This window comes from Thauera sp. SDU_THAU2 (genome assembly GCF_038260575.1).
Taxonomy (GTDB): Bacteria; Pseudomonadota; Gammaproteobacteria; order Burkholderiales; family Rhodocyclaceae; genus Thauera.
This window is the reverse complement of record NZ_JBBWUN010000003.1, coordinates 357,622-370,779: the sequence shown is the minus strand read 5'-3', so window position 1 is coordinate 370,779 and position 13,158 is coordinate 357,622. Positions and strand designations below refer to the sequence as shown.

The following is a 13,158-nucleotide window of genomic DNA, read 5'->3' as shown; positions in this document are numbered from 1 at the left end:
CTCCCTGAACACGAAACGAATCCTGAATCCTGACATGACCGAAGTCCGCCAAGCCCCCGTCCATACCCCGATGTCGCAGTTCCGCACCGACGGCAGCGATCTCATCATCAACGGCCAGCCGATCAGCCGCATCGCTGCCCGCGTCGGCCGTACGCCGTTCTACGCCTACGACCGCAGCCTGCTCGACGCCCGCGTGGCCCAGCTGCGCGCAGCGCTGCCCAAGGCGGTCAAGCTGCACTACGCGATGAAGGCCAACCCAATGCCCGCCCTGGTGGGCCACGTGGCGCGCCTGGTCGATGGCATCGACGTGGCTTCGGCCGGCGAGCTCATGGTGGCGCTGGACGCTGGCGCGGACCCACGTGAGATCAGCTTCGCCGGGCCGGGCAAGACCGAGGCCGAACTGCACCAAGCCGTCGCCGCCGGCATTCTCATCAACGTCGAATCCTTCCGTGAAGTGCCCTTGCTGGCCGCCGCGCAACAGACGCTCGGCCTGCCGGCACGCGTTGCGGTGCGCGTCAATCCCGACTTCGAACTCAAGTCCTCGGGCATGAAGATGGGCGGCGGTCCCAAGCAGTTCGGCGTCGACGCCGAACAGGTGCCGGAACTGCTGGCCGAAATCGGCCGCGCCGGCCTGGCCTTCGAAGGCTTCCATCTGTTCGCCGGTTCGCAGAACCTCAAGCCTGACGCCATCATCGAAGCGCAGCAGAAAAGCTACGCGCTGGCATGCCGGCTCACGGAACACGCCCCCTCACCGGTCAGGTTCCTCAACCTCGGCGGCGGCTTCGGCATTCCCTATTTCCCCGGCGAACAGCCGCTGGACCTCGCTCCCATCGGCGCCAACCTCGCCGACATCGCCGGACAGGCAAGGCAGGCCCTGCCCGAGGCAGAAATCGTCATCGAACTGGGCCGCTACCTGGTCGGCGAAGCCGGCCTGTACGTCGCCAGAGTGATCGACAAGAAAGTCTCGCGCGGCCATACCTATCTCGTCACCGACGGCGGCCTGCACCACCACCTGTCGGCCTCGGGCAACTTCGGCCAGGTCATTCGCAAGAACTACCCCGCTGCCATCGCCAACCGCATGGATGCTCCCGTCCAGGAGCCCGTCTCCGTGGTCGGCCCGCTATGCACTCCGCTCGACCTGCTGGCGGACCGCATGAGCCTGCCCAATGCCGAACCGGGCGACCTCGTCGTCATCTATCAGTCGGGCGCCTACGGCGCCAGCGCCAGTCCGCAACGGTTTCTGGGACATCCAGCAGTCGTCGAGGTGCTGGTGTAAACACACGCGGACACTTTCTGGAGCACGCCCTCGTCAACGCAAATCGCGGTCCGCCGCAAGGCAAGACCGCGATTGTCGGGCACGAGAAAAGACGGATCAGTCCTGTTCAGGCATGAGCCACTCGATCTCAAGTCTGGGGCGATTCCCGGCCGGCGTTGCAAGCTCGCTCGCATTCAGCGACAAAGCGTTGTAGTTTCCCGAGATCCAGACCGTGCGCCAGCCATGATTGGGCGACTCGCTCGTGCTCATCTTCTGAACACGTCCGGTCAGATCGAAGCTCATCCAACCGGCATCCCAGCCCGCTGCCAGGCGAGCGTCCTCGATCGCCTCGTAGTCCGTGCCCACGCCCGCCGCACCCGCCACATGCCATGGCTCGCCGGCGCGGCGCTGATTCCACGTCGCCTCCTTTTCCTCCCAAGGCATCTTCATTGCGTGCACGCCAATCACAGCGTCATAGCTGCCCTTGTACAGCTGCAGTTTTGCCGACGTGATCTGCGCGCCATCGGGCACCGGACCGCCTTCCGAAGCGAAAATCGCAAACCGCAGCAGCGGTATGTACGTCGTCTTCAGCATCGACAGCTTCGCGCTGCCACCGAAGTTCGATGACTTGTGGTACGAGGACAAGTACGTATCCGCCGTCTTGAAATCACTGCCCTCGGCTCGCTGAATCACGACCGTGCCACTTTCACCGGGCGCAGGTGGTTCCGCCGCAACCCGGACCGTCACATGTGCCACTGCGCTCAACGCGCTCGCCCCATCGTCATCGAAGGCCTCTGCCGTCACTTCGAAACTGCCTGCGGCAGTGGGCGTCCATTCCAGAGAATAGGGCGCTGCGGTCGCAGTCCCGACCACCGTACCGGAAACACGGAACACAACCTCTACGATCGTCCCATCTTCGTCCACCGCATCAGCACTCAATACGATCGGCGTGCCGAACTCCACCTCCGTTCCATTTCCGGGAGAGGACAACACGACCTGGGGCGCCACATTGGCCGGATCAGGCACCCCCGGGTCGGGATCACCTGAGTCGCCACCGGACGACTTCACCCATTCGATTTCAAGCTTTGGACGATTCCCGGCCGGCGTTGCAAGCTCGCTCGCATTCAGCGACAAAGCGTTGTAGTTTCCCGAGATCCAGACCGTGCGCCAACCATGATTGGGCGACTCGCCCGTGCTCATCTTCTGAACACGTCCGGTCAGATCGAAGCTCATCCAACCAGCATCCCAGCCCGCTGCCAGGCGAGCGTCCTCGATCGCCTCGTAGTCCGTGCCCACGCCCGCCGCACCCGCCACATGCCATGGCTCGCCGGCGCGGCGCTGATTCCACGTCGCCTCCTTTTCCTCCCAAGGCATCTTCATTGCGTGCACGCCAATCACAGCGTCATAGCTGCCCTTGTACAGCTGCAGTTTTGCCGACGTGATCTGCGCGCCATCGGGCACCGGACCGCCTTCCGAAGCGAAAATCGCAAACCGCAGCAGCGGTATGTACGTCGTCTTCAGCATCGACAGCTTCGCGCTGCCACCGAAGTTCGATGACTTGTGGTACGAGGACAAGTACGTATCCGCCGTCTTGAAATCACTGCCCTCGGCTCGCTGAATCACGACCGTGCCACTTTCACCGGGCGCAGGTGGTTCCGCCGCAACCCGGACCGTCACATGTGCCACTGCGCTCAACGCGCTCGCCCCATCGTCATCGAAGGCCTCTGCCGTCACTTCGAAACTGCCTGCGGCAGTGGGCGTCCATTCCAGAGAATAGGGCGCTGCGGTCGCAGTCCCGACCACCGTACCGGAAACACGGAACACAACCTCTACGATCGTTCCATCTTCGTCCACCGCATCAGCACTCAGTACGACCGGCACGCCGACCGTAGCCTCTGTCCCGCTCCCGGGGGAAGACAATACGACCGTAGGTCCCACATTGGATGGGTCGGGCGGGGGGTCACCATCCCCTGGGCCCGGACCAGGGTCAGGATCACCTGAACCATCGCCAGATGGCTCTACCCAGTCAAGCGGCTTATAAACCCAGATATCACCTGCATTGATATCAACAAGACCAATAAAAACATCAAAACCAGGGATATATTTCCACTTTCCGAGAATGCCTGTACCCACCGCATTCGGAGGCTGGTCGCCCGTCGCAGGATCCATCCCCACCACCCTCCAGCCCGTCGTGGCAACCGGATACGGAGCTTCGATCGACCACAGTCGTCCCGAACCGCACCATAGGACATAGCGCCCGCCATTGGGGTCGTAATCCATCGCACAATCGGTAATCGAGCGGCCAATGGCATTCAATTCATCGACGAGCTCCTTGACCTGCCCATCCACCGCTACACGGTTCTCGTAGTTGCTCCCCCCAACTGTCGCGAGATTCCAGTAGAAAAGCGGCGAAGCATTCGACCCGGTACGAAGCACGATATCCACGACGGGATCATGCGCACATGTCGTCTGGCCGCTCGGGCCGGACCAATAACGCCCGATGCGTGTCATCGTGTCGAACTGCGGGGCGTTGGCATCGAGCACTTCGTAGCGATAAAGCTCCAGTGCCGTTGCACTGGCATTCGTCCTCGCCGCGACATAAACGACGTCATGACCATCCGACTTGCCGCTATAAGCTGTGCACCCATTCACATGGGATTTAGGCAGCAGAGATGATGACAAATGCTTGTGGATGTCGCGATTCTGCCACATCTCCCCCCCTTCGATCTCGGGAAACGGTGCGACGCGCTGTACATGCGACCCTGTAGTCCCACCCACCTTGTCAGGATCTGCCTTGGACGGATCAAAGAAATAAGGCCCGGTGGTTCTCAAGATACCTGGGTTTTCTTCGCTCGGCTTGGTATAGGCCCCACCCGTATTATGGATTGCGCCACCGAAAGTCAGAAACCGGTCAGCAAGGGGCAGAAACAATGAATTGTCATAGGTATGCGCGGACGTAGGCGCCGAATCTGCACCATCGATCGCATTCCATGTGTTCGATCCGACAAATTCCACTTCACTGGAAAGAGACGCACGTTCCCATTGCAAGGTCCGGGAACGCCAGCGATATACGTCGTTGCCAGAATAATTGGCGTGACCTCCACCATACAAAATCAAATCGCCGCGATTACTGTCCCAAGCGAAGCTGCTCCATGCACCGATAATCTTGGAGGGTACTGAAACGCCAGATCCATAAATGGGGCGCAGGCTGTTTGGCGGCCATGCAGAAGCATAAGAGTTCGTATTTACGCGCTTCCAGCTCCCCTCAGACATCCCACGTATGACATCCAGCAAAGCCCCCTCGGCATAAGGCGCTGCCGATGCCGACAGCGCCCCCAGAAACATCCACCCTCCAAGCAAGCCGCTGCGGAAAATATGTCGCCGCATTGCACTGCCGCAGTGTTCGGACTCTTTCATAACCATATCCATATACTGATAAGCAAAGAATGGCGGGCAAATGCATTGACACAGCCTATCAAGCGCGCCCTTGGCAGACAAGAGCAAAAATCGAACCACTTCAAATTATCAATTTGAAACAATCAATTACCGGGATCAGGAAGGAAAACACGCGAAATATGTAAATTTCGTCGACAAACTATCAAAAAACCGTCGTTCAAGGGAAAACTCACCGCTTCCATGGAAGCACATGAGTGAACGCGCCTGGTCCGCTAACGCGGTCCGGGCATTGGCTGTACCTGTGGCAGCTCCACACCCACCGCCTCGACGACATCGGCTCCCAGCAGGCAGAAAAGCTCGTCTACATCTCCGACACTGTCGTCGGCAGCCAGACAGAGCTCTTCGAATGCAGCCGAAAGTCGGATTCGAGCGCCAGTACGGGCTCCACTGGCTGCCCCACCGCCACGCGGATCGCCTGGCATCCTGCGGCACCGCCATCGCAACCATGAGGCGATCTTCCTTGAGCCGCAAGGGCGGGACCAAAACCGGCCCGCACCGCTAAAGGAGCACTCCGCCCAAGCCAGTCGCCAACACGCCCCTCAAGTTAGGGCGGTCCAGTCAGATGCGAGAAATGAGGGCTAGTGATCAGGGGAGGTCTGAGATCCGGCCTCCCGCCATTTGCCGGCACGCATCAATTGATTCTTGAGCCCGGGAAGAGGGAAACCTAGCTTGTACGCCACGTGGGCATTTTCGAGAGCAGCGTCATAATCTCCAAGCTTGATGTACGCCAATCCCAGGTTGTAGTGAACATTGGCATTGGGTTGCCCGCCCTCCCTAGCCTGCTCCAGATATTTCACGGCCTCACGGTTCTTCCCCGCACGCAACAGATGCATCCCGTACAACATCTTGACCACTTCGTCATCGGACCTGAATCGCATCCCGCGCTCGAACCAGCAATCGATCGAGTACTGCGAACCAGTCGGCCTAGGTTTTTTCTCCCGCTCGCTCAGACGCGCCATGGCATCAAGCGCTCGTGGATGGTTGGGAAACACCCTCAGCACATAGCTGATGTCACCGCCGATTTTGGCCGACGACGCACCGCCCCTCAATTGCTCGACGTCCTGCGTGAAATGAAAGCGTTCGACGATGGCATGCTTATCGTAGCTCGAACGATAGTCGAACGGCCCGAAGTGATTGTCCAAGCTACCGCAGGCATTCATGTCCTGTGCCGACGCGGCAAACACAGCAGACATCAGAAGACCCACAGCCCCTGCTCTTGCCATCAGCCCACAATCCGACATTGCCAGCTTCCGTCGCACCATACCCCCACCTCCTTGTCGTTTTCCTCAGCCTTCGCCGGAATCACGATCTGAAACCGCTCGAAATCTGCAAGTTGATCCATTCGAGCGTAAACCGTTCCACTTCACGTGCATCTTCCATGCGGGAAAACGTGTGGTCGGCCTGCTCGAAATGCCTTACGACAGCCTGCCGGGACGCCATCAAGCGGCGCCACCCCAAATCCGCCGCGGCGAGTTGCTGAAACTCACGAGCAACGAAATCCCGCCCACTCAGCAGAATCGCAAACGGTTGGCCGGATTCAGCCAAACCCTTCAGCATCCGTTGCGGCAGACCTGGCACGTCCGCCAGATGTGGCGGTTTCGCCGGAGCCGGCGCCTGCTTCGGTGCCATCTGCGTCGCCGATGCTGCCGCCTCTTGCTGTTTGCCGGATCCAGCTACCGTAGCCAGCAGCGATCGTAATGAACTCAGGAAGTGCACATCGCCACGCAGCAACTTGCGCCAGAAGCGCCCATCGAAAAACCGTTTGAGGTAATAGTGCCGCAGCATCACACTCGCGTTCCCCGCCTCGGTGCGCACCCAAGGGTTGAGCAGCACCGCCCCCGCGATCAACGGATGTGCCGGCATCGCCATGCAGGCCGCACTGGCACCATCGCACAATCCCCACAGCACGATGCGCTTCAGCCCGGGAGTCGCAGCAGCGAAGGCTTCGATGGCCGCCAGCATGTCATCGCCGACTTCTGCGAAACTGCGCTGCGCACCGGTGGCATCCCCCATTCCCCGGTAGTCGAAGCGCATGCACGGCACCCCGTTACGGGCGAGGTAACGGGCAAGATTGACGAATTGGCGATGACTGCCCACCCGGTACTGGGGGCCGCCAACCACGATCAGAACGCCGGCCGACGAATTCTGGTCCGAGGTGGAAACGACGCCAAGCAGGCTGTCATCCCCACAATCGAACATCAATGCTTGCTCAATGACTTCCATGCATCTCGTCCAGCGCCACCACGGTGGCATCGAGCAGGGCCTCGCAGACTTCGATTTCCTGCGCCTGCCAGAACGATGGCCCATGCACGCATCGGGCCACGACATCCACCCCCTGGACGATCATGCGCTCGACCAGCATGGAAACAGCGGGCGAGCAAACAGCGGGCTCCACTGAACTAATCTCCAGCAAGCGAACCGGCGCGCGGAAACTGGGGCGGAAACCCAGCTTCGCTGCTTCCAGCCCTGAGCACAGGGCCGGGCCCAGCATGTACCCTGCAACTTCCACCGCCTTGCCCGCATCGATATCCGCACGCATCGCCGCCATGACGGCCTTGGCATCGTGCTCGTCCAGCATGCCGCTGACCCCCTTCAGGCGCAGGAACTGGTTGAGGTGCTGCTTGCCATTACCCACCGGTTGCCACAGAAGTACTGAATGATCATTGGCTCCCGCTCGCGACAGCCAGTCCGATACCAACAGCGCACCAGCACGCAGCCCCCACAGCACGATGCGCTCAAACCCCTGTTCCCCCAACCACAGACATGCTGCGTCAAGGTCCGCCAGCCAGGCATCCCAGGACGCCTCCACAAAATCGCCACTGCTATCGCCGCACCCCAACAGATCGGGCTGAAGGACCGTCCACCCCTCACCGGCCAAGCTTGTCGCAGCCAGCGTCGCCATCCGCCGGGATTTGTTCAGCTCTTCAGCAAATGGATGGACATACAGCACTGCTCCACGCGACTCAGCAGCCACAGGGCCAGTCAGCAAGCAGAAGCGCTGCCCACCTTCACATCCTGGTAGAAAAAAGCCTTCCGCCGCAACGAAGACATGCAGTATCAGCTCAGTTTCCCGGACACGAACTCGACGAGCGCCCCCACGGTTTCGAAAGTCGCACCATCGATCTCGTCATCTTCGACATAAAAACCGAAACGCTCCTCGAGCATGTTGATCACACCGACGACCGCCATGGAGTCCAGCTCGGGCACGGCACCCAACAAGGGCGTGCTGGCATCGAACTCCAGTGCCCGGCCTTTCATGCTCAGCACGTCATCGAGAATCGTAAGAACTTCTTTCTGGATATCCAAAGGTCACTCCCCAATGCAGACACGGTTTTCGTATGCTCGGCCCTGCACCCGAAGTGAGGACCGAACGCGCGGTATTATAAACACCGCTTGCCGCCGGCAAGCCCTTGCAACTCTGAAGTGGAGACATTTTGAGCACCTCCCTCGCATCACGCCTGGGCAGTACCTTCCGGCAATTCGGCTGGAAGGAGGGCAGCATCTATCTTCTCGGCAAGGGGCTTTCGCAGGCGACCGGAGGCAGGCTTCGCCTCATCCGCTACCATCTGGTCGCACAGCCCGTACCGCCTTCATCGGAGGCTCGTCCCCTTCCTCCAGGGAGCCGCACGTCGATCGAGTTCATTTCGCCTGGCGCCCCCGTCATCAGTCAGTTCCCGCGCCCGTCGAAGGTCATCGAGCGTCGCTTTGCCAATGGAGACCGCTGCATCACGGCCCAGACCGACGGGCGCTTTGCCGGCTACATCTGGCTCGCACGCAACCAATACGACGAAGACACCGTGCGCTGCCTGTATCGCCTCGCCGACCCGGCTCACAGCGCTTGGGATTACGATGTTTATGTAGACACCGATTTCCGCATGGGTCGCACGTTTTCCCGGCTATGGGCCAGTGCCAACCAGCAACTTGCAAGCGAAGGCGTACGCTGGAGCTTTTCGAGGATCGCCGCAGCAAACCCCCAGTCGCTCGATTCTCATCGCAGGCTCGGAATCCGGAAGCTGTTCTCGGCAAGCTTCATCAAAGCTGACAAGTGGCAGCTGATGCTCGCCGGTGCTCGCCCCTACATCCATCTCTCGGTATCGGAGGCATCGCGCCCCACGCTGGACGTTCATCCTCCACAGACTGATCGGTCATGAAAGCACGGCGTATCATATTTCATGCCCTGCTCTTCGGAACACTGGGCGCTGTCTTCGGCTTTTTCAGCGCAACACTGCTGGACAGGCAAGCCCGGGTACCCACGGCCAGTTTCGTGGAAACGCAGCGCGGCCACCTCGCCCGCCTGGATGGCGCCAGCGCCCCTGGCCGGGTAATCTTCCTGGGCAGCAGTACCTTTCAGGGCCTGGATGTCTCGGCGGTCAGTCCGCTAGGACTCAATCTCGGCCTCGGCGGCGATACGCTGCACGGACTGGCCGAACGCTCGGCGCATTATCGTTCCCCCCGGCTGGCACAGGCCGTAATGTTGAACATCGGGCTCAACGATCTGATGCAGCAATGCCGCCAGCCGGAGACTACGCTGGACCGAATACTGGCCCAGATACCGGCGCAGACCCCGGTATTCGTGCTCGGCTTGCAGCGCGTCGACACACATCGCCACGGTATGCGCTGCAGCGGACGCATCACCCAGCTCATCACCGATCTGAACACGCAGCACGCCCAAGCCTGCGCTCGCCACTCCAACTGCAGCTACCTGCTGCATCCGGCCGGCCCCGAAACCCCTCCCTCGACATCCTTCGTCCAGTTCGAGGATGACGGCATCCATCTGTCGGCAGCCGGCTACCAGGAGTTGATCGAACGGCTCCGCGCAGCGCTTGCCGGCCATGCCCCCGAACTCGCCACTTCGGCCCTCCTCCACCGATGACTTCACCACATCACTCCCAAACACCTTTGGCACGGAATGCCTCACTCGACGCCGCCCGCGGCATCCTGATGATGCTTGGAGTCGTCCTGCACACAGCGAACATCTACTCCACCCAGGGCGGCTGGCTGGTGTGGGACACCGAGCGCAACGGCTTCTTCGACGTGCTCACCGAGCTGATCCATGTCTTCCGCATGCCGGCATTCTTCTGGATTTCGGGCTACTTCTGCGCCCTCACCTTCCAGCGCAGCGGCTCACAGGGACTGTTGCGCAAGCGCCTCCCGCGGCTGGCGCTGCCTCTCGTCGCAACCTGGCTCACGCTCAACGTTGGTCAGGAATTGCTGATGGCAGCCATGCGAGGAGAGGATGCAAGCAAAGCCCTGCTGGACGGCGTTCCACTCTTTCACCTGTGGTTTCTCGTCGATCTTCTGGTCTACATCGCCCTTGCCGCCCTGCTGCTCCCCCGCGTCCGTTCCTTCCTACGCCTTTCGGAACGGTTGGAAAAACTTCCACTTCCGGGCATGCTGCTCATCCTCGTCGGCCTGAACATGACATTCAGCATCGCGGCACGCGCCACCGGCATGGCCTATGAAAACGTATTCGGCCTGACTTCGCTGTACCGCCTTGCCACCTATGCACCGTTCTTCATCGTTGGCATCTTCATGTACACGCATGCCTCGGCACGAGAGACCTTTCTCAAGATGCCCATCGTACTCATCATCCCGGCACTGCCGCTCGCCGTTGTCGGCAGTCGCTACACACACGGTCATGGAGCACTCGTCGGCGAGGCCGCACTCGCGCTGGAATATCTCATGATCTGGATCAGCGTTGCCGCCATCCTGCGCATATTCCACGCTGTTTTCCGGCGTGAAAGCCGTATGACACGGTTTCTCAGCGACGCTGCCTATTCCATTTTCCTGTTCCACCATATCATCGTGGCAGCGCTGGGCATGGCCCTGCTCAATCAACCCCTTGGCGCATGGACGAAATTCATCATCGTTGCCAGCGTCAGCCTCGGCCTTTCCGCCTTGATCCATGTAACGGTGGTCCGCCGCAACCGCGCCGCACGACTGCTCTACAACGGAAAATGAACCTCGTCCGGCCGTAACACCTGTCACCACAGCATCAACGGAGCTCTTCTTGCCTGCGGCAAAACCCAACATCATTCACGGCGCATTCCTCGCCATCGCCATGCGCTGGACAGACCGCCTCATCGGCCTGCTCAGCACGATCATTCTTGCCCGCATTCTGGTTCCGGCCGATTTCGGCATCATCGCCACGGCGTCCATCGTCATCGCGCTGGCGGACGTGCTGCTGGAGATGGGCGTATGGCTGGTGCTGATGCAGACCAAGAACCCCACGCCCGCACACTATGACACGGCGTGGACGATCCGCTTCGTCCAGACCTCGATCATGACGGCGCTGGTGCTCCTCGCCGCCCCTTATGCCGCCGGCTACTTCGACAACCCCGAACTGACGCCCGTGATCCGTGTCCTCGCCCTGACCTTCGTCCTGGAGGGACTGGAAAACATCTGGATCATCAACCTGCAGAAGGAGCAGCAGTACACCCGAGACTTCAACTTCATGTTCTCGAAGCGCTTCACCGGCTTCGTGGTCACCGTCGCCTGCGCCGTGCTGTATGAATCCTACTGGGCGCTCGTGGCCGGCAACCTGGTCGGACGCCTTACCGGTGTCATCCTCAGCTACGTGATGCACCCCAACCGGCCTCGCTTCAGCCTCGAGAAGTTCCGCGAAATATTCACCCTGTCACAATGGGTCTGGGTCCAGAGCATCGCCCAATACTTTCAATTGCGGCTGCACGAAATCGTCGTGGCCAGCCGCGAATCCTCCAGCGTCATGGGCACCTACACGCTTGCCGGTCAGATCGCGGCCATGCCCACCAGCGAATTGCTGGCTCCCCTCAACCGCGTATTGTTTCCCGCCTTCGTCAAGGTCAAGAGCGATCTCAATGAACTCAAGCGCGTGTTTCTCCTCGCCCAGAGCGTTCAAGCTCTGGTCGCGATTCCCGCTGGCGTAGGCATGGCGCTGGTAGCACATGAGATCGTCACCCTGATGCTCGGCGAAAAATGGCTACCCGCAGTTCCACTCGTCGAGACACTGGCCTTGATCGGCTGCTTCACCGCCATCACCAGCAGCGGCATCTATGTGCTGTCCACCCTCGGTAAATTCCGCATCACGGCCATGTACGCCTGGATCCAGGTCGCGATCTTCGCTACCCTGGCCTACCTTGCCTTTCCCGATGCCGGAGCAGCCATGGTTGCACAACTGCGTGTCGTGCTGGCGATACTCGGGCTCATCAGCTTCACGTTATTCCTCTGCAGGGAGCTTCCAGGTCTGAAGGTGCGCGAAATGGCCGCCTCGGTGGTACGCCCCGCACTCGGCGCCAGCGCCATGTACTGCGCAATAACGGCATTGGCCCCCTATCTGAATGTCGTCCTGGTGCTGCAGCTGATCATCAAAATCTTCATCGGTGCTCTCGTTTACTCACTCACCGTTTTCGGCATCTGGGCTCTGCTCGGCCGCAAGGCGGGGGCGGAATCCTATGTTCTCGACAAGCTGATCCGTCCCTTGCTGAAGAAGCTTTAACCCCCTTCTCCTCGAACTCACATTGCACCGTAATGCTCGAGAACTCTCCGGCGGCTCCATACCATCATGAAATTTTTTGGTACGTACGCCCCACTTTCAGCGAAACGCCTTCGGGTCGATGAGCGCTCGAGCGCCCCCAGGCGCGCATCTTCGCTCTCCCCCATATCCAGAAAGCATGCACCACCTGCCGCTGGCACGTCATGCAGGTAGGCAAGGCGAGGGCTGATGGCCCCCACCGCGGGGTCGTAGTACCAGCTTGTCCCGATCAGGCCGTTCGAATCCGGCCAGCAATACAGCAGTTCAGCCACCAGCCGAAAACAACGCTCCCTGCCTTCGGCGTTGAATTCGTCCAGCATCGGCAGATGAACATGATTTTCTAGATACGGCCGAAACGCACGCGTATCGAAAAAAAGCGTCTTGAGCAGTTGGCAACGCCCGCGCATCCCCTTCTGGGCAATCAAGACACGCCTCGGTATGCCGGAGTGACGGTATACGAGATGCGATGCGCAAGGAATCAAGACTTGGCGCGCAATCCCCAAATCCTTCATGAAAATATCGTTATCCAGGCTCGCCCGAGTTCGCGTTTCCTCATCCCCGATGGATGACATGATCCGTCGCAAGTTCTTTTCGAACTCTGGCCTGAATAAAGCGCTCAGCCCAGATATTTCAAAGCGAGGATCGAAGTTCTCAATCAACTTCAGAACAAGGAGGTTAAGATAAGCAGAAAGAGTCTTTTCCGAAGACTGCTTGCGAATCCTCAGTGCGATCTCGAATACCTTGCCGGGCACGTACCCATAGCCCAGGAAAGGATCGACCGTATCGAAAATCGAAATCAGTGCGTCCAATGGAAACTCTCGCTCGATCCGCAAAAGCTCGGGATGAGCGTCCAGCAGCTTAGCTTCAGCTTGCGCCTGCCAGACAAGAAGCAATTCAATTCCCCTATAAGAAAAGAACCAAAACCGCACTCACG

Annotated in this window: 11 protein-coding genes; 5 read left to right on the top strand and 6 right to left on the bottom strand. The window is 60.0% G+C overall.

The window, feature by feature from the left end; all coding sequences use genetic code 11:
- Positions 1-34: 34 nt before the first annotated feature.
- Positions 35-1,276, top strand: a complete 1,242-nt coding sequence (locus AAFL97_RS02800) for a pyridoxal-dependent decarboxylase, exosortase A system-associated (RefSeq protein WP_341643622.1) — start codon at positions 35-37, stop codon at positions 1,274-1,276.
- 96 nt (positions 1,277-1,372) lie between these two features.
- On the opposite strand, the gene AAFL97_RS02795 is transcribed toward AAFL97_RS02800, so the two are convergent.
- The 5 genes from AAFL97_RS02795 to AAFL97_RS02775 form a co-directional block, all read right to left on the bottom strand.
- Positions 1,373-4,672 carry a DNRLRE domain-containing protein gene (locus AAFL97_RS02795; protein ID WP_341643621.1) on the bottom strand — a complete coding sequence of 1,100 codons (3,300 nt, stop codon included), beginning with the start codon at positions 4,670-4,672 and terminating at the stop codon, positions 1,373-1,375.
- A gap of 617 nt (positions 4,673-5,289) precedes the next feature.
- Positions 5,290-5,904 carry a tetratricopeptide repeat protein gene (locus AAFL97_RS02790; protein ID WP_341643620.1) on the bottom strand — a complete coding sequence of 205 codons (615 nt, stop codon included), beginning with the start codon at positions 5,902-5,904 and terminating at the stop codon, positions 5,290-5,292.
- A 109-nt stretch (positions 5,905-6,013) separates the two neighbouring features.
- Positions 6,014-6,934 carry a hydrolase 1, exosortase A system-associated gene (locus AAFL97_RS02785; RefSeq protein WP_341643619.1) on the bottom strand — a complete coding sequence of 307 codons (921 nt, stop codon included), beginning with the start codon at positions 6,932-6,934 and terminating at the stop codon, positions 6,014-6,016.
- Positions 6,921-7,766 (bottom strand): hydrolase 2, exosortase A system-associated, encoded by an 846-nt coding sequence (locus tag AAFL97_RS02780; RefSeq protein WP_341647081.1) that lies wholly within the window; start codon positions 7,764-7,766, stop codon positions 6,921-6,923. Before AAFL97_RS02780 ends, AAFL97_RS02785 begins: the two co-directional genes overlap by 14 nt.
- A 2-nt stretch (positions 7,767-7,768) precedes the next feature.
- Positions 7,769-8,017 carry an acyl carrier protein gene (locus AAFL97_RS02775; RefSeq protein ID WP_341643618.1) on the bottom strand — a complete coding sequence of 83 codons (249 nt, stop codon included), beginning with the start codon at positions 8,015-8,017 and terminating at the stop codon, positions 7,769-7,771.
- Positions 8,018-8,145: 128 nt separating this feature from the next.
- Here AAFL97_RS02775 and AAFL97_RS02770 point away from each other — a divergent pair, with 128 nt between their 5' ends.
- The 4 genes from AAFL97_RS02770 to AAFL97_RS02755 all read left to right on the top strand — a co-directional run bounded on the left by AAFL97_RS02770 (position 8,146) and on the right by AAFL97_RS02755 (position 12,188).
- A complete protein-coding gene (locus AAFL97_RS02770) occupies positions 8,146-8,862 on the top strand; it encodes a GNAT family N-acetyltransferase (RefSeq protein WP_341643617.1) in 717 nt (238 codons plus the stop codon).
- Between the two features lie 113 nt (positions 8,863-8,975).
- A complete protein-coding gene (locus AAFL97_RS02765) occupies positions 8,976-9,584 on the top strand; it encodes an SGNH/GDSL hydrolase family protein (RefSeq protein WP_341643616.1) in 609 nt (202 codons plus the stop codon).
- 26 nt (positions 9,585-9,610) lie between these two features.
- Positions 9,611-10,672, top strand: a complete 1,062-nt coding sequence (locus tag AAFL97_RS02760) for an acyltransferase family protein (RefSeq protein ID WP_341643615.1) — start codon at positions 9,611-9,613, stop codon at positions 10,670-10,672.
- Positions 10,673-10,721: 49 nt separating this feature from the next.
- Positions 10,722-12,188 (top strand): lipopolysaccharide biosynthesis protein, encoded by a 1,467-nt coding sequence (locus AAFL97_RS02755; protein WP_341643614.1) that lies wholly within the window; start codon positions 10,722-10,724, stop codon positions 12,186-12,188.
- A gap of 17 nt (positions 12,189-12,205) precedes the next feature.
- On the opposite strand, the gene AAFL97_RS02750 is transcribed toward AAFL97_RS02755, so the two are convergent.
- On the bottom strand, positions 12,206-13,117 hold the full coding sequence (locus AAFL97_RS02750) for a hypothetical protein (protein ID WP_341643613.1): 912 nt from the start codon (positions 13,115-13,117) through the stop codon (positions 12,206-12,208).
- Positions 13,118-13,158: the final 41 nt, after the last annotated feature.